At 67.8% G+C, this 24,136-nt stretch carries 21 protein-coding genes and 4 pseudogenes; 12 read left to right on the forward strand and 13 right to left on the reverse strand.

Annotation, left to right across the window (positions count from 1 at the left end):
- Window positions 1-97 precede the first annotated feature (97 nt).
- Entirely contained in the window at window positions 98-337 is a 240-nt protein-coding gene (locus RPQ07_RS36850) for a hypothetical protein (protein WP_313948618.1), read from the forward strand.
- Window positions 337-714 (forward strand): fic family toxin-antitoxin system, toxin component, encoded by a 378-nt coding sequence (locus tag RPQ07_RS36855; protein WP_313948619.1) that lies wholly within the window; start codon window positions 337-339, stop codon window positions 712-714. Before RPQ07_RS36850 ends, RPQ07_RS36855 begins: the two co-directional genes overlap by 1 nt.
- A 183-nt stretch (window positions 715-897) precedes the next feature.
- Here RPQ07_RS36855 and RPQ07_RS36860 read toward each other — a convergent pair whose 3' ends face one another.
- The 6 genes and pseudogenes from RPQ07_RS36860 to RPQ07_RS36885 form a co-directional block, all read right to left on the reverse strand.
- A complete protein-coding gene (locus RPQ07_RS36860) occupies window positions 898-1,092 on the reverse strand; it encodes a hypothetical protein (RefSeq protein ID WP_313948620.1) in 195 nt (64 codons plus the stop codon).
- Window positions 1,093-1,299: 207 nt separating this feature from the next.
- Window positions 1,300-1,542: a DUF6233 domain-containing protein gene (locus tag RPQ07_RS37880; protein WP_413777812.1), complete on the reverse strand. Its 243-nt coding sequence runs from the start codon at window positions 1,540-1,542 to the stop codon at window positions 1,300-1,302.
- Between the two features lie 115 nt (window positions 1,543-1,657).
- On the reverse strand, window positions 1,658-1,870 hold the full coding sequence (locus tag RPQ07_RS36870; protein WP_313948622.1) for a LexA family protein: 213 nt from the start codon (window positions 1,868-1,870) through the stop codon (window positions 1,658-1,660).
- A complete protein-coding gene (locus tag RPQ07_RS37885) occupies window positions 1,870-2,016 on the reverse strand; it encodes a hypothetical protein (protein WP_413777813.1) in 147 nt (48 codons plus the stop codon). The genes RPQ07_RS36870 and RPQ07_RS37885 overlap by 1 nt, the downstream gene beginning before the upstream one ends.
- A gap of 147 nt (window positions 2,017-2,163) precedes the next feature.
- Window positions 2,164-3,063, reverse strand: a complete 900-nt coding sequence (locus RPQ07_RS36880) for an RNA ligase family protein (RefSeq protein ID WP_313948623.1) — start codon at window positions 3,061-3,063, stop codon at window positions 2,164-2,166.
- Window positions 3,064-3,268: 205 nt separating this feature from the next.
- Window positions 3,269-3,388: pseudogene (locus tag RPQ07_RS36885) on the reverse strand (FKBP-type peptidyl-prolyl cis-trans isomerase); the annotation flags it as partial.
- On the opposite strand from RPQ07_RS36885, the gene RPQ07_RS36890 reads away from it, so the two are divergent.
- A complete protein-coding gene (locus RPQ07_RS36890) occupies window positions 3,389-4,456 on the forward strand; it encodes an endonuclease/exonuclease/phosphatase family protein (protein WP_313948624.1) in 1,068 nt (355 codons plus the stop codon).
- 600 nt (window positions 4,457-5,056) lie between these two features.
- On the opposite strand, the gene RPQ07_RS37890 is transcribed toward RPQ07_RS36890, so the two are convergent.
- The gene (locus tag RPQ07_RS37890; RefSeq protein ID WP_413777814.1) at window positions 5,057-5,332 is read right to left on the reverse strand and encodes a hypothetical protein; all 276 of its coding nucleotides are present in this window, start codon (window positions 5,330-5,332) and stop codon (window positions 5,057-5,059) included.
- Between the two features lie 310 nt (window positions 5,333-5,642).
- Here RPQ07_RS37890 and RPQ07_RS36895 point away from each other — a divergent pair, with 310 nt between their 5' ends.
- A complete protein-coding gene (locus RPQ07_RS36895; RefSeq protein WP_313948625.1) occupies window positions 5,643-6,611 on the forward strand; it encodes a chlorophyllase in 969 nt (322 codons plus the stop codon).
- 185 nt (window positions 6,612-6,796) lie between these two features.
- Here the strand turns inward: RPQ07_RS36895 and RPQ07_RS36900 are convergent.
- Window positions 6,797-7,275, reverse strand: a pseudogene (locus RPQ07_RS36900) (ATP-binding protein).
- A 226-nt stretch (window positions 7,276-7,501) separates the two neighbouring features.
- Here RPQ07_RS36900 and RPQ07_RS36905 point away from each other — a divergent pair.
- The 4 genes and pseudogenes from RPQ07_RS36905 (at window position 7,502) to RPQ07_RS36920 (ending at window position 12,022) form a co-directional block, all read left to right on the forward strand.
- On the forward strand, window positions 7,502-7,705 hold the full coding sequence (locus RPQ07_RS36905; protein WP_313948626.1) for a cold-shock protein: 204 nt from the start codon (window positions 7,502-7,504) through the stop codon (window positions 7,703-7,705).
- A 1,115-nt stretch (window positions 7,706-8,820) separates the two neighbouring features.
- Window positions 8,821-9,746, forward strand: a pseudogene (locus RPQ07_RS36910) (helix-turn-helix domain-containing protein).
- A gap of 327 nt (window positions 9,747-10,073) precedes the next feature.
- A complete protein-coding gene (locus RPQ07_RS36915) occupies window positions 10,074-10,556 on the forward strand; it encodes a lamin tail domain-containing protein (RefSeq protein WP_313948628.1) in 483 nt (160 codons plus the stop codon).
- 1,055 nt (window positions 10,557-11,611) lie between these two features.
- Entirely contained in the window at window positions 11,612-12,022 is a 411-nt protein-coding gene (locus RPQ07_RS36920) for an SRPBCC family protein (protein WP_313948629.1), read from the forward strand.
- Between the two features lie 730 nt (window positions 12,023-12,752).
- On the opposite strand, the gene RPQ07_RS36925 is transcribed toward RPQ07_RS36920, so the two are convergent.
- Window positions 12,753-15,182 (reverse strand): SpoIIE family protein phosphatase, encoded by a 2,430-nt coding sequence (locus RPQ07_RS36925; protein WP_313948630.1) that lies wholly within the window; start codon window positions 15,180-15,182, stop codon window positions 12,753-12,755.
- Window positions 15,183-15,267: 85 nt separating this feature from the next.
- Complete coding sequence (locus RPQ07_RS36930; RefSeq protein WP_313949138.1) at window positions 15,268-17,727, reverse strand: SpoIIE family protein phosphatase; 2,460 nt, start codon at window positions 17,725-17,727, stop codon at window positions 15,268-15,270.
- 402 nt (window positions 17,728-18,129) lie between these two features.
- Between RPQ07_RS36930 and RPQ07_RS36935 the strand changes: the two genes are divergently transcribed.
- Together RPQ07_RS36935 and RPQ07_RS36940 are read left to right on the forward strand one after the other, a co-directional pair.
- Window positions 18,130-18,765, forward strand: a complete 636-nt coding sequence (locus RPQ07_RS36935; protein WP_413777815.1) for a TetR family transcriptional regulator — start codon at window positions 18,130-18,132, stop codon at window positions 18,763-18,765.
- Window positions 18,766-19,097: 332 nt separating this feature from the next.
- Complete coding sequence (locus tag RPQ07_RS36940) at window positions 19,098-19,445, forward strand: DoxX family protein (RefSeq protein ID WP_313948632.1); 348 nt, start codon at window positions 19,098-19,100, stop codon at window positions 19,443-19,445.
- Here RPQ07_RS36940 and RPQ07_RS36945 read toward each other — a convergent pair.
- The gene (locus RPQ07_RS36945; protein WP_313948633.1) at window positions 19,442-19,753 is read right to left on the reverse strand and encodes a hypothetical protein; all 312 of its coding nucleotides are present in this window, start codon (window positions 19,751-19,753) and stop codon (window positions 19,442-19,444) included. The genes RPQ07_RS36940 and RPQ07_RS36945 overlap by 4 nt on opposite strands.
- 648 nt (window positions 19,754-20,401) lie before the next feature.
- Window positions 20,402-20,589 (reverse strand): annotated as a pseudogene (locus tag RPQ07_RS36950) (glycoside hydrolase family 15 protein); the annotation flags it as partial.
- Window positions 20,590-20,963: 374 nt separating this feature from the next.
- On the opposite strand from RPQ07_RS36950, the gene RPQ07_RS36955 reads away from it, so the two are divergent.
- Both RPQ07_RS36955 and RPQ07_RS36960 read left to right on the forward strand, forming a co-directional pair.
- A complete protein-coding gene (locus RPQ07_RS36955) occupies window positions 20,964-21,209 on the forward strand; it encodes a hypothetical protein (RefSeq protein WP_313948634.1) in 246 nt (81 codons plus the stop codon).
- Between the two features lie 565 nt (window positions 21,210-21,774).
- On the forward strand, window positions 21,775-22,104 hold the full coding sequence (locus RPQ07_RS36960; protein WP_313948635.1) for an NIPSNAP family protein: 330 nt from the start codon (window positions 21,775-21,777) through the stop codon (window positions 22,102-22,104).
- Window positions 22,105-23,386: 1,282 nt separating this feature from the next.
- On the opposite strand, the gene RPQ07_RS36965 is transcribed toward RPQ07_RS36960, so the two are convergent.
- On the reverse strand, window positions 23,387-24,076 hold the full coding sequence (locus tag RPQ07_RS36965; protein WP_313948636.1) for a TetR/AcrR family transcriptional regulator: 690 nt from the start codon (window positions 24,074-24,076) through the stop codon (window positions 23,387-23,389).
- Between the last annotated feature and the right edge of the window lie 60 nt (window positions 24,077-24,136).

Here is a 24,136-nt window from a genome sequence, read left to right on the forward strand (position 1 = left end):
GGCCGGGCCGACGCGGGGACTGGCGCCTCTCGTTCGCAGCCCGCACCCGCCCTGCCCGGCCGTACCCCACGGTGGTAACAGCTGTTACCATGCGGGTATGGCGAAGACACAACTGGGCGCACGCGTGGACCAGGACGTCGCGGAACTCGCGAAACAGCGGGCCGCAGACCTCGGACTGAGCATCGGGGACTATCTCGGCCGCCTCGTCCAGGAAGACACCAGCGGCCTGCGCGCCCGCTCCGTGGACGCAGCAGCCCGCTTCCTGGCCGAGCACCAGGACATCTTCGACGAGGCCGAGGACACTCAGCAGGCCCCTCGGGGAGAGCGCGCCGCCTGATGGAACTGCACATCGACGTTCCCTGGATCCTTCAGGTCGCCGAGATCGCCGGAGCGGGTGACCCCGCTCCCGACGACTACGGCGTGCCGGTCTCGGCCGTCGCACGACATCGGGCCGAGCTGTTCGAGCAGCCCGTCTACGGCGGTCCCTACGCGCGGGCGGCCGCACTGGTGCACACGCTGGGCCGGTGCCGCTGGCTGGAGCGCTCCAACCTGGCCGTAGCGGCGGCTACCGGCGTCATGTACCTGGAAGCCGCCGGCATCACGGTCAAACCCACCCGCGACGACGCCATCGCACTCAAGGACCTGCTCCTCGATCCCGCCTGCACCGCAAAGCAGATCGCGGCACTCCTGCAGTCCTGGCCCACCACCAGCTGACACCACCAGCACCCCGCGGCACCAGCGGAGGGGCCAAGCAGGGCCGGCGGAGTTCGACGAGGCGGCAGTCGCGGTCACTCCGCCTTCCCGCACGGGAAGACAGCACGAGACCCCGGGTGACAGTTCCCGGGGCCTGTGTGCACTTCGTTGACCGCTCTGTTCAACGACCCGCGGCGGGCATCGTCACGCCCAGTCGACTCCCGGCTCCGACAGCGCGTCCCGCTGCGGCTCGGTGAGCTTGTCCCGTCGTTGCTTCTGGTTGGCGAACCAGATGCCCAGGGCGAGTTCGTGCTCTTCGCCGTCTGCGACGATCGTCTCGCGGTGCGGTCGCCGTACGGCTGCGGTCCCCCCGTGCCATGTTCTGGGTGAGGCCTGCAAGCGTTCGGCAAGGACCGGGAAGAGCCACCCGAGGACATGCCTAGGGGTGTGGGCCAGGACCGCTCAGAACTGGCCCACACCCCTGGCGGGCAAGCCCAAAGGGGCCCTGGGCAAGCCCTTCCTTCCCAGCATGCGCCTTTTGCGGCCGGATGCGATGTCGGGCTTTCTGCCGTCGTGCTCCGCCTGGCTATTCCTGCATTCCGTCCACTAGCCGATGATGCCGAGTTCGGTGCCGGGGCGGCACAGCACGCAGGCGCGGACGCCATCGGTGATCAGGCGCCGAGCCTCCTGGGCGGTGATCACCTGACGGGTACGGAGGCGGGTGTTGCACGGTCCGGCGTGGACGTACATCGGGGTTTTGTCCTTGCCGCTGTGTTCGAGCACCCAGTCCGGCGGTGGGGGCGGCGGGCGGCGAGGGCAGCCTGGCGCTGCTCGGCTTCTTTGATCCACCGGTCGGTGGTTGCGAGCTGCTGGACCTGGACGCGGCGCACGAAGTAGAGCAGTTCCAGCGGTGAGGGCGGCGGGGGAGGGAGTGGTTCGGACACGCTGGTGCTCCTGACCGAGGTCAGGTTCCGAGGCGGACCGAGCGCCAGCTGCTGGTGCTGCGGCTGATCAGCCCGCCCTCTTCGAGCCGTCTGAGCTGGTAGGCCACGGACGAGGTGGACGACAGGCCGACAAGCTGCCCGATCTGGCGGATGCTCGGCCCCTCGCCGGTCTCGGCAATCCGCTCACGGATACAGCCGAGGATCCGCTCCTGCCGCGCGCTCAGGTGATCCATCACAGCGACGTCTCCTCTCCGTGCACACGGTCGCGGGTGACCTGCTGCAGTTCCACCCGGGCGGCAGGCGACCGGCCCGCCGCCGTCGACCAGAACGGATGACAGACCAGGCGCGCCGACAACCGCAGCAGCCGGCGTCGCAGCACCGTGGTGCTGCTGGCCGCGGGGCGGCAAGCGCCGCATACGTGCGGTCCCAGTCCTTCTGGGCCTGCACCAGGTCGTCGGGAAACATGGTTCGCGTCATATCTAAATTACAACACGTGTTCGATTTCTGGGGCGAGCGGCGCGCTCGATCAGTCGATGGTGGGGATGTCCCCCGGAGCAAGGTCGGGGCGAGTCCGCTGTACCCAGACAGCGTGGCGCCAGCGGCCGGAGTCGATGGCGGTGTCGCCGAGGAACTCAACAACGAGTTCGGGGGCGACGCAGGTGAACGACAGAGGTTCGCGGCTACCCCAGGCGACGGTCAGCCGCATCCCCCACCATGGATGCTCCGGGCCGGTGGGGGTGGTCAACCGGCCGATTTCGTCGCGCAGCGAGAGGGACAGGGGAGTGCTGCGGGCGACGAGCCGTAGCCGGCCACCGCGGGTGTAGCGGCCGACGAGAAGTGTGTTGGGTCGGGTGATCGGGCCGGTGACCGCGCCGACGATCGCTTCCGCGGTGTCGCGGGCCCGGATCTTGAACCATCGGCGCTGTCCGGCCAGGTACGGCTGCTGCGCCCCCTTCGCGACCACGCCTTCCACGCCGAGGCCGCCCCATTCGGTCAGCCATTGCTCCGCCAGGTCACGGTCCGTCGTGGCGGGGGTCAACTGCCACGGTGCATGCAGAGCGTGTCTTTGGAAGAAGGACTCCAGCGCGGCCCGACGTTCCGCGAAGGGCCAGGACAGCATGTCGGTGCCCGCATGCTCCAGCATGTCGAAGGCGATGAAATGGGCGGGCTGTTCCACAGCGAGGCGGACAGCGGTCGAGGGATGGCGGTTCAGCCTCTGCTGCAAGGCCGAGAAGTCCAGGCTGCCGCCGGTGTGAATCACGACCTCGCCGTCCAGCACCACGTCCTCGCCGAGCGCCGCGGCAGCCTCGGCGATCTCCGGGAACGCACGCGTCAGGTCCCTCAGATTCCTCGACTGCAGAAACACCTCACCCCCGTGCGCGAAGACCAGCATCCGGTAGCCGTCGTACTTGGGCTCGAACACCATGCCACCGGGCAACGCTCCAGGCGCGGGCAGGCGCTCCAAGGCCTGCGCCGCCATCGGCATGAGCGGTGGGGTGATCGTCACCTTCCTGCACTACCCGGCCCGGCTGCTGCGGTAGCGGGACCAACCTGGATGGCCGTGTCGTCACACGCTGCAGGGCTTCCTGCCAGCCTGCGCCTTGGCAGTGACGCACATCAGGCCGAGCCGGTCACGCCGGGGCTCGCTCCGGGAGCCCGCCCACGACCGTGACCAGGTCCACGACGAAGATCAGTGTCGAGCCCGCCGGTATCAGCGGAGACGGTGACTGCACGCCGTAACCCAGCCGTGGTTGCTCGGTTTCACCGGAACGGGCCTTGCGGTCACTATCCGTGATCTTGGACTCTCGTTCTGTCTGGCTTCCCGTGTCGAGGAGGAGTTCGTGCCGTCTGAACCCGACATCCTGGCGCCGCCCAAGCGCGTGGCGGAACGTCTCGCACGGTGGGAGGCGGCGCTTGACGAGTTGGTCAAGCCGAAGGAGCCTGGATCGAATCTGCGTATCGCGACGTGGAATCTGCGGGCCTTCTCCGGCTTGACCAAGGCGTGGACCACACCGGAAGGCGCTTCACCGAAGCGGAACTTCACCGATGTGCGCGTCATTGCCTCGGTGGTGAGCCGGTTCGACGTGGTGGCGGTGCAGGAGGTACGTGGCGATCTTCGGGCGCTGCGCTACATGCTCAAGGCGCTGGGGGAGGACTGGGCGTTTGTCCTGACCGACGTGACCGAGGGTAAGGCGGGCAACAACGAGCGCCTTGCGTTCCTTTTCGACACGCGGCGGGTCAAGCCGTCGGGTCTGGCGTGCGAGTTGGTCGTCCCGCTGGAGCAGGAGGCGGGTGTTCCCGCGGGTGATCTGGACCGGCAGTTCGCGCGCACACCGTACGCGGTCAGCTTCCTCTCCCAGGGGCAGACCTTCACCCTGGTCACGTTGCACGTCCTGTTCGGTCAGAAGGCCGCTGACCGGGTGCCGGAGCTGCGGGCGATCGCCGAGTGGCTGGCCGGCTGGGCGGAGCGGGAGTTCGGCTGGGACCACAACCTGATCGCGCTGGGGGACTTCAACATCGACCGGGCGGGCGACCCGCTGTTCGAGGCGTTCACCTCTACAGGGCTGGTGCCCGCACCGGAGTTGGAGGGGCTGCCGCGGACCATTTTCGACGACCCGGGCGCCGAGCACTTCTACGACCAGATTGCCTGGTTCACCCACGGCCAGGAGCGCCGGCCGGTGTTGACGCTGGACGCGGTCGGCGGCGGTCATGTCGACTTCGTCCCGGAGCTGCGGGGGAATGGCACGCTCAACGACCTGTCGTGGCACGTCTCCGACCACTACCCCCTCTGGGTGGAGTTCGCCATTCCCAGCAGCTGAGTTTGGCCCTCTGGTGCGGCGGACTGTGTCTGATCGTCCGGTTTACCGCGCTGGCTGCTTCTCATCGTCTGTCACCGTTCCGAACGCGAGGAAGGGCCCGCCAGCGAGCTGACGGGCCCTCATGCGACATCCAGCCCGTGGCGAGTGCCCGTTACGGATGGCTGGACGCATGCCGTGGCAGGCGACTGTCTCGGTCGGTCTAATGGGTGCTGGCGAGCGGCGCTACGGCAAGCATCGCCGCCTGGACCTCGAACAAGCCGAGTACGGATTTACGCACTGTCTCTCCCTGAGCCCGGACCGGTGCCGCGGAGTCGGGAACTACTACCAGGGGGTGCAGGCGATACCGCTGACGGGGGAGGGGTGGTCACCCGCGCGCAGACACGGAAGGCCCGACTCGCCGAGCTGCTGGTCGGCCGGGGTCGTGATCCTGACGCCGGCCACTGGCCTTCGTGCTCACCGCCGGACAGGCTGGTGACGCACCCGCCCTCACACACGTCATGGCCCGCCTTCGCGACCCCCGGATCGACGCGATCGCCTGGAAGTTCGACATGGGATCCCAGTGGGTCCACCTCCCCGAGCGAGAGACGCCGAGTCGGGGGTTCACCCCGCTGGTTGGCGATGATCCAGGCTGCGACGAGTGCTTGCAGGGCCTCCGCGAGGTGCCAGACGGTATAGGTCGTCGAAGGCCCACCACTCGTCCCAGCCGAGCACGGTCGGAGCGTCGAGCAGCAGGATCTGTCGCACCGCCGGGTCGGCGCCCGCAGTCAGCAACGCCCGGCAGCCGGCCCGGAGCTGCTCCCAGAGTCGTCGTACCCCTGGGCCGCGGTCGCGACCCGTTCGCCCAACTCCTGGTGCTCCGCGGCGCGAATTGCGCACGAACTGTAGGGCCGCCGCACCGGGCCGCGCCGCCGAAGTTTGACCGCCTCACCCGGACGGGTGGCCGTGCGAATTCTTTCCACTGCCCGCATGACCGCGGATGGCGCCTTCCCGGACTGCTTTGTATCGGGCACCACGGCCCCTTCCCGTTGAGTGGCGGTTGACCGCGGCTCACCCTCTTGCGAAATGGAACCGTGCTCCGTATTCTAAACGGAGCAACGTTCCGCTTGGTTCGCTTTGAGGCTGAACGTCCTCAGACCGCCATCCGCCCCCTGGCCAATGGTGGAAGCCATCGAAGGGAAAGAGCAGCATGACCGAATGGACTTCCGTCGCCGACACCTACCTCCACCCCTACACGCCGCCCGTGATGTCGGTCAGCCCGGTGACGCTGACCGTGCCTGGACGCCCGCTGGACCTCGAGGTGCGCATATCCGCTCCCGTGACCGGCGCCGATCTGCCCGTCATCCTCTTCTCGCACGGCCACGGCGGTGCCTACGGACTCTCCTCGCTCGACGGCTACCTCCCCCTCGCCAAGGTCTGGGCCGCCCGCGGTTTCGTCGTCATCCAGCCCAACCACCTCAGCGCCCCCAGGCTCAGTCACCAGGTCGCCGACCACCCCGGAGCACCCCTCTTCTGGCGTTCGCGCACCGAGGACATGAGTCTCATCCTCGACCGGCTCGACGAGATCGAACAGGCCGTACCGCAACTGGCCGGACGTATCAACCGAAGCGAGATCGCCGTCGCCGGACATTCCCTGGGCTCCTTCACCGGCGAACTCCTCCTCGGCGCCCGGGTCACCGACCCCGACACAGGGGAAGAGGTGAACGCCCTCGACCCCCGCATCACACAGGGCGTGCTGCTGGGCGCCATCGGCCGAGGCGGCGAGGCCTTCAACGGATACAGGTCCGCCAACGTGCCCGTGCTCCGCACCACCAACCTCACCACGATGGCCACCCCCGCGCTGGTCGTCGCCGGCGACAAGGACGACTCGCAGCACTGGACGACCATGGGACCGGACTGGCACACCGACCCCTACCACCTCGCCCCCGGGCCCAAGACCCTGCTCACCGTCTTCGACGGCGAGCACCTCCTGGGCGGCATCCAGGGCCACGACAGCGTGGAAACCACCGACGAGAGCCCTGACCGGGTCGGCGCGATCGCCGAACTCACCGCGGCCTACCTCCACACCGCCTTCAACCCCGACGACAACGCCTGGCAGACAGCGCAGGACTCGCTGACCACCGGCCCCGACGCCTTCGGACGCGTCGAATCCAAGTAGCCCTGTGGCCGGCCTGCGCGACGGGCAAAAGCGCGGGCGCGTCACTCCAGGCGTACATAGCCGCACCGCCCCGGTCTTTTGGCCTGCGGGGTGACCGGTCGGAGCAACGCCCGGTGCATCGTGGCCGGTGATCGAGATGGGTCACCCTGGGCATGTCTGCGGGTGCGGGCCAGCGAAAGCGCCGCTCAGAATCTGGCCGCCACCCTGATGGGCAAGCCCGGGGGCTGGCCCTCTATCCAGCATGCGCTCCTGCGGCCGGGCGCGCCTGCGTGGACGTCGGGACAGCGTGACGGATCGGGATCGTCGGCCAGCGCGATGGCCACGGTGATCCGTTTGCCGGCGGGTTCGCGGTGGACCGCGAAGCTCTGGCTGACTGCCATGACGATTTCCAGTCCGTGCTGGCCGATCCGGGTGGGGTCGGGTGCCAGGATCGCCGGCGGCGTCGGGTTGCTGTCCCACACGGCAACTTCGACCGCGCCGCCGTTGACGTCGAGTGTCAGCAGACACGGTCCGGACGCGACTTGCGGGCGTTGGTCACCAGTTCGCTGACCACCAGCTGCACCACGTCCATGGCGCGCTCGGACACCGGCAGCCCGTGCAGGAGTTGGACCTCGGTGAGAACACGGCGGGCCTGCTCGCGGGCGGCGGTGATGTTCTCGAACATCCCGGACACCGAGATGACGTCCTCCAGCTGCGACTGCCCGTCGTCGCTGTTCGCTGTCTGCTCCGTGCCGCCCTCGCTCCCGTGCCCCCTACTTGCTGCGACACGGCTTCCCCCGAATTTCGCATTTAGCGTGGGCGCTTTGCTGTGCTGTGCCGCAGGAATCAGGGCGATAACCTCCGCCTTCCGCATGGAGTGGGAGGCGTTCATCGACTGGAAGGCATGAGACATGGCTACGGGAACTGTGAAGTGGTTCAACGCGGAGAAGGGCTTCGGTTTCATCGCCCAGGACGGCGGCGGTCCGGACGTCTTCGCGGACTACTCCGCGATCAACTCCTCGGGCTTCCGTGAGCTCCAGGAAGGCCAGGCTGTGACGTTCGATATCACTCAGGGCCAGAAGGGCCCCCAGGCCGAGAACATCAACCTCGCCTGACCTTTTCACCCCCGCCCGCGGGCACCGCGCTCGGCGAGCACGGCTGCCCTATGCCAGTCGTACGGCCCGCCCCGGACGAGGGGTGACTGGGCTTGTCCGGCGCGTCGGCGGGATCTGAGAGGCACGGTTCGGGGCCGCGCGACGGCTGCGTGGCCCTGAACCGTGTCGAGACCGGCGTCCCGCAGGCGTTGGGGCTGGCACGGGGCAGCGTGCCGTGCGTCGACGGCAGTGGCCGCGTGCGAGGACTGCGTGGGACGTTCTGGCAGAGCTCATCGCTCCGCACGGCGGGGTGCTTCTGGTTGAGCTGGCAGGGCTGTGCGTTCAGCGGGGTGGTTGTCCCGTTCCAGGTGTAGCCGGCGCAAGGTGCTTTCTGTGTCGTGCCTGAGGTGTTCGGGAGAGGCCAGACGCTGCCACAGCGGGTCGGGGCGGCAGGGGACGGTGGCGCCGCGGGCGGCCCACTCCTTGGCGAGCTGTGTGTACACGGGTGTGCCCTGGTCCGCGGCTTCTGCTGGGGTCTGGCCACGGGCGTGCGCGGGCTGCCCTCGGCGCGCTTGTTCAGGAAGACGGGCGTCGGCTCTGCGTTTGCCGCTGCCTGCCTGTGTGCCCTGGCTGGAGCTCATCCAATAGTCATCCGTCACGTTCGTCAAAACGATCCGTCTGCCCTCTTGGACACCCTTTCTGGTCCGCTGCGACGACCCCGGCCGCTGTCCCTCCTTGACTGTCCTGTGCTCGTTTTGTGGGGCCACGTCTGTGGACGGGACGGGTCGAACGTTGTGGGTGACAGGAGAGCAGGTGTCGGTGACGTGGCATCGGGTGGACTGTTCGCCCTATGCCGTTGACCGGATCCTCGCGGAGCGCGAGGCCTGATCCTTTCCGCCTGCGCGTACGCCAGGGGCGCGGCGGAGGCGCGTGGCTGTGGATCGCGTGGTCTTCGTCGCGGGTCTGTTTCTCCTTTCAACGATGGCTCTCGTGGCGCTTCAACCGGGGCAATTGCCAACGTAAGAATCTGTTTCTGCTGCCTGTGATGACGGCGGCATGGCAGTTGCTCAGCAACTGTTGTCCCGTGGCAACCTTCGATCCAGCACAGCGACTTGGAACCGGAGGTACACCCGCACGTGGCGGCGACAACCAATCCCACTGTCAGGAGACGCCGTCTTGGCGCCGAGCTCCGTCGGCTCCGCATGGCCAGTGGGCTGACGAGCACCGAAGCGGCCGAGCGGCTCTTGGTCTCGCAGCCCAAGATCTGCCATCTGGAGAAGGGCAAACGTGCCACCAGCCCCCGCGACGTGCGCGATTTGTGCGCGATCTACGGAGTGACGGACCAGCAGGTCATCGACTCCCTGATGCAGATGGCCAGGGAATCCGGCCAGCGGGGCTGGTGGCACACCTACGGTGACCTCTCCAACAGCGTCTATATCGGTCTGGAGACGGACGCGGTGTCCCTCCGCGCCTACGAACCCATGGTGGTCCCCAGCCTGCTGCAGACGCCTATGCCGAGGCCGTCATGGGGGAAACGATCCCTCTGCTCACGGTCGAACAGGCCGCCATGTGCCTGAAGGTGCGGCTGCGCCGTCAGCACCGGATCTACGACCTGTCCTGTCCGCTGCGTCTGTGGGTCGTCGTGGACGAATCGGCACTGCGCCGCGTTGTCGGCAGTCCCGACATCATGCGCGAACAACTGGAGCACCTGCACGCACTCGGTGGCGAGCCGCACATCACCGTGCAAGTCCTCCCCTACACGGTCGGTGCCCATCCGGGCCTGTCAGGACAGTTCTCCATCCTGCAGTTCGCCGACAGCCCCGACGCCGTTGTGTACCTGGAGCGGTTCACCAGCGACCTCTACCTGGAGAAGCCCTCCGACGTGCAGCACTACGGCCTGAGGTACGACCACCTCCAGGCCCAGGCTCTCGACCCCGCCGGCAGCCGCGACTTCATCACCAACGCCATCAAGACGTACATCAGCGGCCATCAGGCGCGCGTCCGCGGCGGGGCGGGCCGGATGGCGCCCGCACGGTTGGACGGTGTGCGTACGGGTGTGTGAAGAACGGTGGTGGGCGGCTGTTACAGGGGGGGCGGGCTGTTCGGGTGATGCGCCGGGTGGTGCGCCGGAGCTCGCAGGGCCTTTCGGTGTGGGTTCTACGGGGTGGTTGTAGTGGTCAGTGAATGTCAGGGCCACGCTCGCCGCGCTTCTGTGTCCCGTACAGGCGACAGTTACTGATATGTCCGCAAGCAGTAACGGGGTCCGGTCGAGCCGCCGTAGGTGGTGCCGGCGCTCCAGAGTGGGGTCCTCGGCCCGATAGGGGTCGGGGACCGCAACTGCCGCCACCGTCTGTGTCTGCTGGTGGGGCAGTGTTCTTGAGGGGACATCATGTCTGCTTCGTCGACCGCCCGCCGCGTCGCCGCGACCGTCCTGACCGCCGGCGCCCTGGTATCGGCTGTTGCCTTGCCGGCCTCCGCTCACGACGGTGACCGTGACCGTGACCGTCACCGTCAGCCGCGGGTCGAGATCAGCCGGGTGCAGGCCGACAGCCCCGGCCGTGACAACGGCTCCAACCGGTCGCTGAACGCCGAGTGGGTCGAGATCACCAACAACACCCGGCGCGCGGTGAACCTGGACGGCTGGACCCTGCGCGACCGCGACGGCAACCGCTACCGCTTCGACGACGTCCGACTCCAGGGCCGCTCAAGCGTCCGCATCCACACCGGCGTCGGCCGCGACACCCGCACCGACCTCTTCCAGGACCGCCGCCACTACGTCTGGGACAACCACTCCGACACCGCCACCCTCCGCGACGACCGCGGCCGCACCGTCGACACCGAGTCCTGGGGCCGCCACCACCACCGCCGCTGACCGCGGGCCACTCCAGGGCGGCGTGCCGATCGGCACGCCGCCCCGTCGTTGTGTCCGCCCGGGACCGATACTCGGGCCGGCGCAGTGTGAACGCCCGTCGCGATCAGTGTGGGTCGACCTGACAAATCCCTGAGCATGCTGTGCCGCGGGGCGGACTTCGGATCTTCGAGTGGTCTTGAGGCAAGACGAAGCCCTGGACGGATGTGACGGCCGTCCAGGGCTTGGTCCAGCCACTCCGAAGTGGGAGCGCTTGGGAGTTGACACGGTCCATTGTGAGGTCGGACTGCTGTTGGACTGGTGACCGTTGGCCGCGTGTCACGCGACTGTGCACGTACCGGCCGGAAGCTTCTCGTTCGAACCTCCAGTGATGCGTGCCCCGGATCAGCGGCGGGCGGCTACGACACTCGTAAGGGTGAGCCTGCCGGGTGGGGAGGGGGCAATGTCTACTTCCGTCATGACAGATTTTCTGAGTGGAGAAATGCCGGACTTCTGTCTCCTGGCCACTCGGTCCGCACCAGCGACCGTCGGGCGTGAGGCCGCCGCGCGGGCCGACCGTCGCGGAAGCGGTGAGAGGACTGATGGCCACCTCGACGGCATGCCGGCCAGGTCGTGTCCGTCGATGACGGGCAGTCGGCGACCATGGAGGGCCTGGTCGCCTCGGCCGGCTATATCGCGAAACGGATGGGCGAGGAACTCGGCATCTCCCAGATGCACGCGTCCCGGCTCCTCAGCCACACCCTGACTCGGCCTCCGCGAAGGCCTCCTGGCCCACGGCTAGGAGCGTGTGTCAGTGGGCGCGATGGCGGTGGACTCCACCGTGCGGTTTGTAGGGCGCTTGTGGGTGAGGCCCTTGAGCCGTCGGCTGTCTGATGCGAACGGCGGGGGCACGATGATGGGGGCGCTGGCCTTGCAACGTGGCTACCCTGCGGGCTGCAACCGGGCCACTGGCTTTGCAATATGCCAAGCCCACCTGTCGTGGCATGACGTGTGGGCTTGCCGGGCGAAGCGTGTGCTTTTCCGTTTGCTGGCCGAATGCATCGGGGACCTGGTTGGCTGTGAATGAATACAGCGACAGCATTACCGTGCACGTGCCACCGGACCGGCTCTTTGCGTATCTGTCTGATGTGGAGCACCTGCCCAACTACATGCCGCGGATGACTGCCGTCCACCCTCATGAAGGCGATCAGGTCACCGTCACCGCTCACATCGAACCTCCTGATGCTCCGGAGCAGGATGTGACCAGCGAGGCGTGGGTGCATGTGGTCGAGAAGGGCAGGAGCCTGGAATGGGGCGCGCCCGGCCCGCACGACTACCGGGGTAAGGCGCACGTGGACGAAGGTGAGGACGCCGGCTCTTGCCGACTCACGGTGGAGCTGCAGACCGGGCACACGGGCGAGCAGGTCGAGCAGGCCCTCAAGGAGGCACTGAGCGGGATCAAGCAGGCGGTGGAAAACGCTGAGCGGTGAACCGGATGTCGGCGTGGAGGGGTTGGTCGCCCCTTTGCGCAGGCCGGCTTGCAACTGGGCGGCGCGGGGCGTGAGCCGGGGCCCCGCGCATCTCGTCTGCGCGGAGGAGCGGGCCCGGGCGGGTGCTGGATTCTTCAGCTCTGCCGATAGGTGCTGCGGCACGCCGTTCGTCACATCATGGGACGCGCTGGTCTGCCGGGGCGGGTGACTGCGCTTCAGCTGACCTGACCGTGGCCGCCGTATGCGTAACTGCGGTCACTCGGAGGTGACGCTCGCGACGCAGCCGGGGGAGGGGCTATGGGTGCAGACGGGCAGTGCCGGGTGTAGCGACTGGGGTGTCGGCTGGCTGGGGCACAGTCACGGTCGTGCGGCGACCCGGCCGCCGTAGGAGATGCGCTCGAACCAGGCGCCATGTCGGCCTTCGCGCTTACGAAGTGTCAGTCGCCACCGGCCTGTCTTGATGGGCGAGCGTCCCGGGCCGCGGCCCCTGGCCACGCGGCGCTTTTGGTCGTCGCGGCCCAGCGAGCCCGATACGCATGGGTCGGACAGTGCGGCTGTCGCGTAGTAGGCCTGCGGAGGCTCTTCGCTGCGCGGCGTGGTGAGGAACGGGCTGGGCTGGCTTGTCACGAGAGATCGCATCGCCGGAGCTTGGCTTGCCGGTTCGGTGAAGTGCTCATGGTGTACCGACGCGCTGACGATGTTGTCGTGGGGGCCGAAGGAACGGGTTCCGTCAGCGGGGGCGCCCGATGGGCTGCTCGGACCAGATCGTCTTGCGGTTCTGCCCAGGGCGGCAGCCCCAGCGTTCGGCGAGTTGGGCGACGATGAACAAACCGCGTCCTCCCTCATCGGTGGTGTGGGCGCGTCGTAGACGAGGCCAACTGCTGCTGGAGTCGGTGACCTCGCACACCAAGACGTCGTGGCGGATGAGCCGCAGCTCCGCCGGAGCACGCCCGTAGCGGATGGCGTTGGTGACCAGTTCGCTGGCGATGAGTTCGGTGGTGAACAGGAGGTCCTGCAGCCCCCAGGTGGTGAGTTGGCAGGTTATCCATTCTCGGGCCTGGGAGACGGCGGCAGGGTCGGCCGGAATTTCCCAGTGAGCAGTGTCCTCTGCCGGGATGGCGCGGGTGCGGGCCAGGAGAAGCGTCGCGTCGTCGCGCGGCGCTTGGTCTGTCAGGTCGGCGAGGAGGGTCCGGCCGGTTTCGACCAGTGGGCGATTCGGGCGGCAGGACGTGGCGAGGGCATTTGTCAGGCGCTCTTGGCCGTGGTCGATGTCTCGGTCGCGGTGTTCGACCAGGCCGTCGGTGTAGAGGGCGAGGACGCTGCCCGGCTCGATGTCGATCGTCGTTGTTTCGTAGGGCAGGCCGCCGATGGCGAGTGGTGGTCCTGGGGAGATTGCGACGACTTCGGCGGTCCCGTCGGGCCGGACCAGGGCGGGCGGCGGGTGGCCGGCACTGGCTATGGTGCAGCGTCGGGTGACCGGGTCGTAGACCGCGTACAGACAGGTGGCGCCGGCATCGTCGTCGCCGAGCGGTGTTTCGGACGCGAGGCGCTGGACCAGGTCTGCGAGCCGGGTGAGCAGCTCGTCCGGTTCCAGTTCCAGGTCGGCGAGCGTTTGGATGGCGGTGCGCAGACGGCCCATGGTGGCGCTTGCGGGTATGCCGTGCCCGACGACGTCTCCGGCGACAAGAGCCAGCCGCAGGGATGGCAGGGCAATGGCGTCGTACCAGTCGCCGCTCGTGCCTGCTCTGCCGCCTGCGGGCAGGTAGACGCCGGCGGTCTCGGCTGCCGGAGTGTCGGTGGTGGCCGGGGGAAGGAGGAGTTGCTGCAGAGCCACGGCCGCCTTGTGCTCGCGCGTGTAGCGGCGGGCGTTGTCGACGGCGAGCGCACCCCGGGAGGCGATCTGCCTCAACAGATCTGCCTCGTCCTCGGTGAAGGGGTCGGATCGGCCGCACCGCCAGGCCGATATGGCGCCGAGCGTGAGGCCGCGGGCATGCAGCGGTGCGACCAGCACCGAATGAGCGCCTTTCGGGACCAGATACTCGACCATCTGCGGGTCACTGACCAGGGCGATGAAGTCGTCACGGGCGAAGATGACTGTCTCGCCGTGCCGGACGCTGCGCAGGAGGGGATGGTCGGGGAGAGGCGGTATGGAGTCGCCGCGCTTGATGCCGGCCGGCCATGCTGCGGTGGCCGGTGCGAGGGCCGCGTTGCCCATGTCCTTACCGCCCAGCTGCTTCTCGGGTTCTTCCCCGTCGAAAACGGCGTGCGCAAGGTCGACTGCGGCGAGATCGCCGAACGCGGGTACGAGTACGTCCGCAAGGTCCTGCGCGGTGCGCACGACGTCCAGGGACTCTCCCACCTGCTGGGCCACCTCGCGTGCGAGATCCAGATGGCGGCGGGCACGCAGATCGTCAGCGCTGTCGATGTACAGGGCTGCGACTCCCGTGGGGCGTCCTTGCGCGTCCTCCAGACGGAAGGCGGACAGTGACAGAACGTGCTGCCGCACCGGATCGTGCCGCCAGCTCACTTGCAGGTTCTTGCGGACCACCGGGACACCCGTCGCGAGCACCTGGCGCAGTACTGCCTCGAGGCTCTCGGCGTCCTCGGTGCACAGCACGTCGCACAACCGAGCGCCGGGCGCCACTGGACGGCCGTCGAGATTGCCCGCTGTGGCGTTCGTTTGCACGGTGGTGAGATCCGTGTCGTGCAGCGCGATCGTGATCCGGTTCTGTGCCGACAGGGCGCGCAGGAGCGCCGCACCCTGTTCGTGGTCGGCGACGTGGTGGGTGGGTGCCGCGAGGACGAGGATCTCCGCGGAGCTCTCCACCTTTGTGGTCCGGAAAGTGACGTCGACGGTGTCGCCGCGCTGGTGCCTCAGCCGTGCCTGGCCGGATTCCGGTATCTCCGTGACGCCGCGCAGGTCATCCGGGAGGTCGGCCATCAGTTTCTGTACGGGACGGCCGCAGACCTCCTCGGCGGGGAACCCCGTCAGGTCCTGCGCTGTCTCTGTCCACTGCACCACCGCGCCTTGATCGTCGAGCACGGCGGCGGCCAGTCCGTCGAAGGCGTGCCGCATGGCGCTGGGAACGGAACGGGGGGCGTCCGTCGCTCCCTGGGAGGCGAATGCGCAGACGGCGTGTTCAGCATTGGCTTCATTCATGGTCTCCGGCTTCCTTATACGAGAGCCTGTGGCTCCGAGAGATCGGCATCCTGTGGCGGCCATCGGCCGCCCGGTCGGCAGCGCGTCACACGGCAACGGCTGTGGGGAGGTCTTGTTCGGCCCAGACGACCTTGCCGTCCATTGCGGAGCGCGAGCCCCACCTGCGGGACAACTGAGCGACGAGGAAGAGACCGCGGCCGTTCTCGTCGAGGATGCGGGGATGACGGGGGCGGGGGTGGCTGGTGTTGCCATCGGAGACTTCACAAGTCAACACCTGGTGCTGGATGAGGCGTAGGCGGCTCGGTCCCTCGCCGTAGCGGATGGCGTTGGTGACCAGTTCACTGACGATCAGCTCCACAGTGGTCACCAGATGCTCAAGCCCCCACTCGCTGAGCTGACGTGCGGCCACCTGCCGGGCGGTCGTGACGGCGGCTGGCTCGTTCGGCAGGTCCCAGGAGGCCACCTGAGACGGTTCGAGTACGCGAGTGCGCGCAAGGAGCAAGGTGACATCGTCGGCCGGGGCCTGAGTCGGCAGTTTCTCGATCACCAGCGAGCACAGGTCTTCCAGGGACGCACCGGACTGTGCCAGGACGGCGCCCAGACGATTCAGGCCCGCGTCGATATCGTCGTCGCGGGACTCGACCAGACCGTCGGTGTAGAGCGCCAGCAGAGTTCCCTCAGGCAGTTCCAGTTCCACGGACTCGAAGGGGACCAGACCGAGGCCGAGGCCGAGCGGGGCTCCGGCGGGCATGTCGGGGAAAGTGACATGGCCCTGCGGGTCGAGGATCGCGGGCGGCGGATGGCCGGCCCGCGCCATCGTGCACCGCCGGGTTACCGGGTCGTAGACGACATACAGACAGGTGGCGCCCACCGCCGCGGGCATCTGGTCCAAAGCCTGGGGGTCTTCCTCGCTCAGTCGCCGGACCGTGTCATCGAGGCGCGTCAGCAATTCGTGGGGAGGCAACTCCATGTCTGCGAGCGTGCGGACGGCGGTGCGCAATCGGCCCATCGTGGCCGCGGCGTTGATGCCGTGTCCGACCACATCTCCGACGACGAGGGCCACGCGGGCGCCCGATAGCTTGATCACGTCAAACCAGTCGCCCCCCACGCCGTGGTCCATGTCCGCCGGCACGTAGCGCGAGGCCACATCGACGGCGGCGCCTCCTCCCACATGGTGGGGGAGCAGATCGCGTTGGAGCGTCAGGGCCGCGGTGCGTTGGCGGGCGTATTGGAGAGCATTGTCCAGACTGAGCGCCGCCCGGGTGACGAGCTCCTCGGCGAGGAGCAGGTCGTCCTCCTGGAACGGCTTCTGTTCCTCGGAGCGGCCGAACACCGCCAGTCCCAGCACACAGCGTCGTGCACGGATGGGAACGACCATCAAGGAGTGGATAGGGGTGTCACGGACCTCCTGCGTCCGCTGCGGGTCGTGGTGGGTCCAGGGGCCTGAATGGGTGTCCAGCACCGGTTCCAGGTAAGACTCGCCCGTGCGCAGGGCGGTGGCGAACAGTGAGGTCGGGAAGGGGCGGATCACCTCTTCACGCACCCAGGGCAACTTCAGGAGGCCCATGTCGATGGTGGCCAGGCCGGCACGGCGCAGCACGGGGAGGCGGTCGCTCGTCTTGCTGATCCCTGTCGAAGGCTCGAGGCCGAACGGAACCGACTCCATCAGGTCGACTATGACGTGATCGGCCAGCAGGGGAACGGCGAGGTCGGCCAGTTCCTGACCGGTCTGCATGAAATCGAGGGTGCTGCCGATGCGCGTGCTGGCTTCGCTGAGGATGGCCAGGCGCTCGCGTGCCCGCCGGTTGCCGGTGACGTCCACGGTCATGGAGCACACCCCCATCGCCTGGCCACTCGCGTCCTGGAGGCAGAAGAACGAGGCGGAGAACGCGTGTTCCCGGTGCCTATCGGCCGACGACCACGCCCGGTATTCATGGACGGTGGTGGTTCCGCTCTCCAGCACCTGCCGCATCACGACCTCGAGGGCTTCGGCCTCGACGGCGGGCAGTGAGTCCTGCAGGCCGCGACCGAACCGTCGGTCACGAGGAGTGCCGTCATGACGCTCCATGACGTCGTTCACCCAGGCACAGCGCAGCTGCTGGTCATAGACGGTGATGCCGATCGGTGCGTGGGCCAGGAGCGACTCCCGCACAGATCCGTTGGACGCCTCCGAGGACAGGGTTCCTATGTCGGTCACGGACACCAGCCACCGGGAACTGGCGTCCTGTCCCCACAGGAGCGAGGTCCGCAGCGTCATGTTGATGGCGTGGCCGTCGCGGTGGCGGACCATCACGGTGCCGGACCAGCCATCCTGCGATTGGCAATGCTCGGCGAACGCCGAAGTCCTCAGGGTGTCTTCGGGGGACTCCAGCACGTGAGCGGCGGAACGGCCCACCATTTCCCTGGCCGAGTACCCGACAAGGTGCTCAGCGGCCTGCGTCCACCCCGCCACCGTTCCCTCCGCATCGAGCATGGCTATCGCGGCGTCGGGTATCTCGAGAGGGCTCACGGGTTCGGCGAGTGGCGTTTGGACCGTGTTCGTCATTGCGATTCCTTCCATGGGGGCGCGGAGTGCGAGGTCACGGCCAGGGGCTGAGGGTCGCAGGACGGGCCGGGCGCCCCGGGGCGGCCGCCAGCGCGGCACTTCGCACATTGCGACCGCTTTGTCCCAATTTCTGATGAAAGCATCAACGGTGATTGCTTTTTGGTCAAGTCCGTCAGCATTGATCGAATCATCAGGCACGTCGCGCAGGCTGGGCGGCAGGGCGTCTCGGCGCCCTGGCGGCGCGTGAGGTGAATTTCCGGGCGGCGCCGGTGGGCATCGCATCATGCGCCCGGTAGCCCTGCAGGGTTTCCTGCTCGTGGATGGGCGGCGCCGTGGGTTGACGGCAAAGGTCGTGTAGTGTGGTGATGAATTTATCAAAACTGCTACTGTTGTTCATGGTGCATGCAGATGTCAGACTCACGCAGGAACAGATTCGAACGCCGTCGCTCCGAGACCCGGCAGGCACTCGTCCGCGCCGCGCGGCAGATCCTGGCCGAGTCGGGCGACACCAGCGCCAGCATCCGTGTCATCGCGGAGCGCGCGGACGTGGGCTTCGGCTCCTTCTACAACCACTTCACGGGCAAGCCGGACCTGTTCGACGCGGCCGTGGCCGATGCCCTGCAGGAGTACGCCCAAGCGGTCACCGAACGCCTGCACCGCCTCGACGATCCCGCCGAGCGCGTCGCCGGGGGAGTGCGATTCAGCGCCCGACTGGCCGCGTCACACCCGGAGATCATGCGGATTCTGTGCCACAGCGAGTTCGATCGCCTATGCGCCGGCCACGGATTGGCTCCGCGCGCGAAGCGCGACGTGGAGCAGGGCATGGCCTCCGGCCGCTTCACCGTGGTCGACCCGTTCGTCGCCCTGACCGCGCTGAACGGCAGCCTGCTGGCCCTGCTGGAACTGTGGCTCAACCAGCCCGAGGCCGACAGTGACCAGGCCGCAGGCACGATGGCCGAGATGCTCCTGCACATCCTCGGTCTTCCCCTCGATGAGGCCCGCGAGGTTGCATCGCGTCCCCTTCCCGCTGCGGTGTGAAGAGGGACCCGTGTCTGCACACCGGCGGGCCGGCCCGACCCTGCTCTTCAAAGCCACCTGCCGCTGGACGACACCGCCGACACTCTTCTTGCCACCCCCAACCGTCAGGAGTGGCCATTCCTGATCATCTAGGGCGCCAATCATGGTCCCGGAGCGCGTTACTGCTTCACGAATGTGACGGCGACCGTCCCTTGACGAGGCGCACACCCGAAGCGACCAGCCCCTGACCGGTACGCCCTGCACTGGTTATCCACGCCCCCAATCGACTCGCCGCTCCCACCGCCCTCTGCGGGTCCGCGGAGCGAGCAACCCACCACACAGAGAGAACTTCCATGAGTGCCACCACCGTCCTGGCCGTTATCCTTTCCGCGATCTTCCTCCTGCTTGGCTCGGCCAAGCTTGCAGCCGTCCCTGCGATGCGGGAGGCCGCAGCCCACGTCGGCATGACCACCGCCCACTATCGAGTGCTGGGGGCTCTAGAGGTTGCGGCAGCGATCGGATTGCTCGCCGGCATGCGCATCACCGCGCTCAGTGCTGCTGCCTCAGCAGGGCTCATCCTGCTCATGGCCGGAGCTCTCGTCGTGCACGTGCGCTTCGGCCACCCAACAGCTCGCTGCATACCGGCCATCGTCGTGGGCGCGCTGGCCGCGACCCATCTCCTCCTGTTGGCCGTTGCCTAGTACGGCCGCTGGGAGGCGTGTTCGGGCCAGCGCGACGAACTCGTCGATGCTGCCGGGGCGAGGTTGCCCGGGCTGTTCTTCGGATGTCGCCCGAAGCGGTGGGCGGGCATGAAAACGTGCCGCGCCGAGCAGGACGACCCGGCCCGGCTCCAGCTGATGTGGATATCGCCGACCCGGTTGATTCGCTGCGGCAGCATCGCGTCCAGCCGGGTGCGAAACTGCCGCCGAACCCTGCGAACGCCTGGTGCAGCGCGTCCGCGGACCGCTTGCATGTCGGCGCCTTCACCCGGGAGTTCTTCCTGCTGCATGTCCGGCCCTCGCCTGGCCGTACACGCGAGCGACCGCCACGCCCTGGGCGCTCTCTGTCCACACCCGCCAGCGGGCTGTCGCTCGCCCAGGAACTCGGCCCGCACACGCTGCCGGGCGGCCTGGGCGACGCATAACGTACGCACGGACTGGTGATGACCACGGTGCCGCCGTGGACCAACTGTTCATGATCGACTCGGACCGGACCGTCCTTGTTCTCCGGCGGTGTCGCCGCGCCTCCCGACGAGACGCTTCACCGGAGCGGCGTGCGGACGGGCTGGAGCGGGCGATCACGCCGTCGCGGAGCCTTCCCGCCCTGCCGCCCGCTGCCGCCCTCCGCGCTTTCGCACGTGAGGTGCTGGCCCAGCTGGCGATCTGCCGTTGCTCGTTGACCGAGACCAACTCCTGATCGTGCCAGGGCCACGTGGTCGGAGAAGTAGCGCCTCAGCCCGGGCCTTTGCAACGCCCGCACCTTGCCCTTACGACGGTCGACCCCGCGCGCAGCCCTGGCAGCGCATGGTTGGGTAACGGTCCGCATCCTCACCACTTCCTGCCCCATCGTTTCCGGCACGGGGGTCGGACCCAGACGCCCGCGCGTCACGGTAGCGAAGGCGGCGGCCGTGTGCATCTCTGCCACTGGAGGGCGGCGGTCAGCCCAGGGCGCGGTCGAGGTTGAAGGCGGCGCTGATGAGGGTGAGGTGGGTGAACGCCTCGGCGAAAACACTCAGTTGCTCGCCGCCGTGGCAGATCTCCTCGGCGTGCAGGCCGAGTGGATTGGCGTAGGTGGCCTCTCCTCGACGGCCAGCCGGGCTTCGTCGAGGCGTCCGGCCTGTGTGAGGACCATCGTCGTGCCGGAGCGGAAGCCGCTGCGCAGGGGGCATGCGGATGGCGCTTGTGACGGTTACTCGGCCACTCGGATGCAGTGGCTGATCGCGGCGGGGCGGCGGGCTGCTCAGCGGGGCGCGTTGACGAGCAGGGGTGCGGGTCTTCGGCCGGGGGTTGTCGGGGACGGCTCGACTCGGTGTGTGCAGGTCGCCACCGGCCGGCGGGCCGCCTTCGCCGACTCGACATTTCCATACGTCGTATGGTACTTCTTTGAGAGTCATTTCCATACGCCGTATGGAAATGACTCTTAGGTAAACGCCAGGCGCTCCTGTCGCCGGCGCAAAGCAACCGTCGGTGCACGTCGCACCAAGAAGGAAAGGAAAGATCATGAAGAAGATCACAAAGCGCCTTGCTGTCACCTCCTCCGTGGTGGTCGCGGTCGTTCTCGGTGCCGGGGGCGCAGCCTCTGCCACGTCCTCTGACTCAATGTCCCTTCAGCGCCCGCCGGCCAGCGTCAAGGCCGACGGCAACCGCTGGGATCACGGTGTCGGCTACCTGTTCGACCTGGGGTATACCCGGGACGAGATCCGTGGCTTGTACGGCGACCGCCTCGCTGATGCGGCCCGGCAGTGACCGCGACGCTCATCTAGAGGCGCCGTGAGAGTGACCGACGACTTGACCCCTTGAGAGCTGTGCACCAGCGGGCCAAGGTGCTCGTATGTCACGCGACTGCCCGCCGTCCCAGGTGCAGGCGCCTGGGGTACCAGCCCACTGATCCCGTGCCACCTGTCACCCAGTGACGATCCGGTTCGAATGGTCCTGAGGAGTGCATCCTGGCTGAGGGCCTGAGCGGTTCCGCCCTGCGATGCGAACATTCGGGTTCGATCGGCCGTTCGTCGCGGTGACCAAGCGATGTCCATCGCCTTCGGCGCTTCCGCGACCACCGCCGTCCTCAAGGTCCCGACCCCAGGGCGTCAGAGCCATCCCGGAAGCACGAAAGCTCAGGAGCGCCGGGCCTGGACGCACCGACTCAGGGTGAGCCTGCTCGGAGCAGAGAAGTGCCGCCCAACTGGCATGCCCACTCATTCGGTTGCCCGCTCTTTCGCTCGCCGCCGGCGAGCGGAGGATCCGGACAGCCTCCACCGTGTCACGCCCGACCATATGACAATCGTGCTCAGAAGAAGAGGAACGAGTTCCCATGTCCCAGTACCAGCTCCGCGTCTACACCTTGAGCAGCCCCGAGGCGCTCGGCGCCTACGAGAGCGTCTGGTCCAAGCACATTCCTGGCATGGCCAAGCACCGGATCACCACACACGGCATCTGGACAGTGACCGCTGCTCCCGGGACGGAGGCGCCCCAACTGTGCGCGCTCGTTTCGTACAGGGACGCCGACGACGTGCAGGAGCGCCTCGCGGCGTACCTGGCCAGCCCTGAATTTCGCGCCGACATGGAGGGCTTCGACATCAGCCAGATCGTCGACGTCGCCGAATCCGTGCTGACTCCCACCGGCGACTCGCCATTGCGGTGACAAGACCCCGAGCCGCTCGAAATGGCCAACACACTCGAAGGCCGATCTGTGCGCCGTCAGCGATCAAGCGGCCGCATTTGGTACACAAGCTCCCCGACCCGGCTGGCAATGGCCTGACGGAGCCAGCCGCCGGCGACGGTCTCGCCCGATCATGGGCGGCGGGATACAGACAAACACCCCCCGGGGCCCACGGGGGTGGGACATCGCGCCACCCTCGGAGGCCAGCCGGCTACTGCATCATCTGAATGCCTGGGGCAGCGGCGCGACCGTTCGACCGGGGGAGGTGCACGCAGTCCAGAGCTGCTTGACCGCACACAGATGCACCTTGCTGCCTAGCGGACCGAGAAACGAAGGACTTGTTGGCGGTGCGAGGCCATGACCAGCCTCCAGCGCGACCTTCGGCGCACCCGCTGCATCCTCTATCGCCCGAGGACCCGTCACCGTGGCACCCGCCCGTCCATCTGTGCTCGGGTGGGGTGTACTTGGATACTTCCATGCCGCCGGCCAGCACGTGCTGCTCGTCTTCGTGTCGGTCGGCCGTCCGGGACCACGTCACGGTCACCGATGAGCCCGGGCAAGGCAATGGCGTCCGTAGGGTAGCCGTCACACAGATCCGGCAGGCCTGGTCGCTGAAGCTCTCGCCGGCCGCGGCGTGCGCGAACTGAGTCAATAGTGCGGATGCCCACGTCTCAGGCGTGCCAGAAGCCGCAGCGTGGCTGCGGCGGGGCCCTGGATGCTGTCGCGTCGCTCGCTCGCACTTCGGAAGGGACCCTTCCCCCGCCTCGGCCTGCCGGCTGGCTCACCGCCGACCGGGACCCGTGCGCACGTTCGCGCCGTTCCCCGACGTTCTGCCTCGCCACGGAGGCGATCAGTTCACCAACCATCACAGCATCGGGCCCAGGCGGCGTACCGCAGGTTGCTCCCGAATCGACGATCAGCCACGGCTACTGGCTTGGCCGGATGTCTTGCTGATGCCTGAGGGGAGCGAACCAGCGGCAAGGGTGGGCGTGAGGTGACGGGATGCAGCCGAGCGCGGCAGGGAGGCGCAGCCGACGGCGACGTGAAGAGGTGGTGCGCGGCGGGGCGGCCCGTAGGTCTCGCACAAATGTGGCCCGTGGCAGGAGGGCTGTCACAGGAAGACGGACCGCGGTGCTGCTGACAGCAGCACCGCGCCCGGAGCCTCCCATGCACGACCATGGCCGAGCACCGCACAGGCAGCATGAGGGAGATGCGGCAGCGTAAATCAGGTCGTCCCCCCGTGCGTTGTGGCCCGTGCTCACGGCTATGAGCCCGCGCCGGGCCCAACGCCTCGGTGGGCGCCCTCGCCCTCACCAGCAGCGGCGAGCCGGCTCTCCAAGCCCGTGATGATCGTGTCGAGTACCAGTCGGAACATGTGGTCTTCCTCGAGGTCGGCGCTCGCGGATCGGTTTTCGTCGGCGGCGGGGGTGTTGGGCTGGAGATTCGACCACTGATGCAGCGCGCCGGTGAGCTCGGCGATGAGGACTCCGATGACGACGGCGCACATGAGAGCGGCGACCTGGGGGATCTCTTCCGGCGGCACCCCTGGGGCTTCCAGTGTCGCGATGAGCGCAGCCCAGAACGGGTCTTCGGGCTGGATGAAGTCCGGCTGGCTGAACGAGTAGGTCATGAGGTTGGGGTGGCGGTGCGCCAGCTTCCGGAAATCTGTGGCCAGCAGGCGGATGCGCTCCTGCCAGGGAGCGTCTTCCACTATCACGGTACGGAACTGGGCACCGACCATCCTCACCACGCCGCGCAGCAGCGCGTCCTTGTTCGGCACGTGGTGGTAGGGCGACATCGGGTTCGCATCGAGAGCGGTCGCGAGTTTGCGCATGGTGAGCGCTTCGACCCCGTCCGCGTCGATGAGCTGCAGAGCGGTGGCATAGATCCCGGCCTCGGTCAGAGGTACGTCTCTCCTCCTTGTTCCCCGCGGGGGACGCGTCACCTTTTTCATACGTCGTACGGTACTGGCTTTCGTGCAGCGGCGGGCATGAACTCAGCCACACGGTGACGG

The sequence above is a fragment of the Streptomyces sp. AM8-1-1 genome (assembly GCF_032229325.1).
Lineage (GTDB): Bacteria > Actinomycetota > Actinomycetes > Streptomycetales > Streptomycetaceae > Streptomyces > Streptomyces achmelvichensis.

Excerpts from the sequence above, each read along its gene's own strand:
- RPQ07_RS36930 (WP_313949138.1), bottom strand. The coding sequence starts at position 17,727 with ATGACGAACACGGTCCAAACGCCACTCGCCGAACCCGTGAGCCCTCTC.
- RPQ07_RS36940 (WP_313948632.1), top strand. The coding sequence starts at position 19,098 with ATGAGTGCCACCACCGTCCTGGCCGTTATCCTTTCCGCGATCTTCCTC.
- RPQ07_RS36855 (WP_313948619.1), top strand. The coding sequence starts at position 337 with ATGGAACTGCACATCGACGTTCCCTGGATCCTTCAGGTCGCCGAGATC.
- RPQ07_RS36850 (WP_313948618.1), top strand. The coding sequence starts at position 98 with ATGGCGAAGACACAACTGGGCGCACGCGTGGACCAGGACGTCGCGGAA.
- RPQ07_RS36965 (WP_313948636.1), bottom strand. The coding sequence starts at position 24,076 with ATGAAAAAGGTGACGCGTCCCCCGCGGGGAACAAGGAGGAGAGACGTA.
- RPQ07_RS36960 (WP_313948635.1), top strand. The coding sequence starts at position 21,775 with ATGTCCCAGTACCAGCTCCGCGTCTACACCTTGAGCAGCCCCGAGGCG.
- RPQ07_RS36925 (WP_313948630.1), bottom strand. The coding sequence starts at position 15,182 with ATGAATGAAGCCAATGCTGAACACGCCGTCTGCGCATTCGCCTCCCAG.
- RPQ07_RS36955 (WP_313948634.1), top strand. The coding sequence starts at position 20,964 with ATGAAGAAGATCACAAAGCGCCTTGCTGTCACCTCCTCCGTGGTGGTC.
- RPQ07_RS36945 (WP_313948633.1), bottom strand. The coding sequence starts at position 19,753 with ATGCAGCAGGAAGAACTCCCGGGTGAAGGCGCCGACATGCAAGCGGTC.
- RPQ07_RS36895 (WP_313948625.1), top strand. The coding sequence starts at position 5,643 with ATGACCGAATGGACTTCCGTCGCCGACACCTACCTCCACCCCTACACG.
- RPQ07_RS36915 (WP_313948628.1), top strand. The coding sequence starts at position 10,074 with ATGTCTGCTTCGTCGACCGCCCGCCGCGTCGCCGCGACCGTCCTGACC.
- RPQ07_RS36870 (WP_313948622.1), bottom strand. The coding sequence starts at position 1,870 with ATGGATCACCTGAGCGCGCGGCAGGAGCGGATCCTCGGCTGTATCCGT.
- RPQ07_RS36880 (WP_313948623.1), bottom strand. The coding sequence starts at position 3,063 with ATGGTGTTCGAGCCCAAGTACGACGGCTACCGGATGCTGGTCTTCGCG.
- RPQ07_RS36905 (WP_313948626.1), top strand. The coding sequence starts at position 7,502 with ATGGCTACGGGAACTGTGAAGTGGTTCAACGCGGAGAAGGGCTTCGGT.
- RPQ07_RS36935 (WP_413777815.1), top strand. The coding sequence starts at position 18,130 with ATGCAGATGTCAGACTCACGCAGGAACAGATTCGAACGCCGTCGCTCC.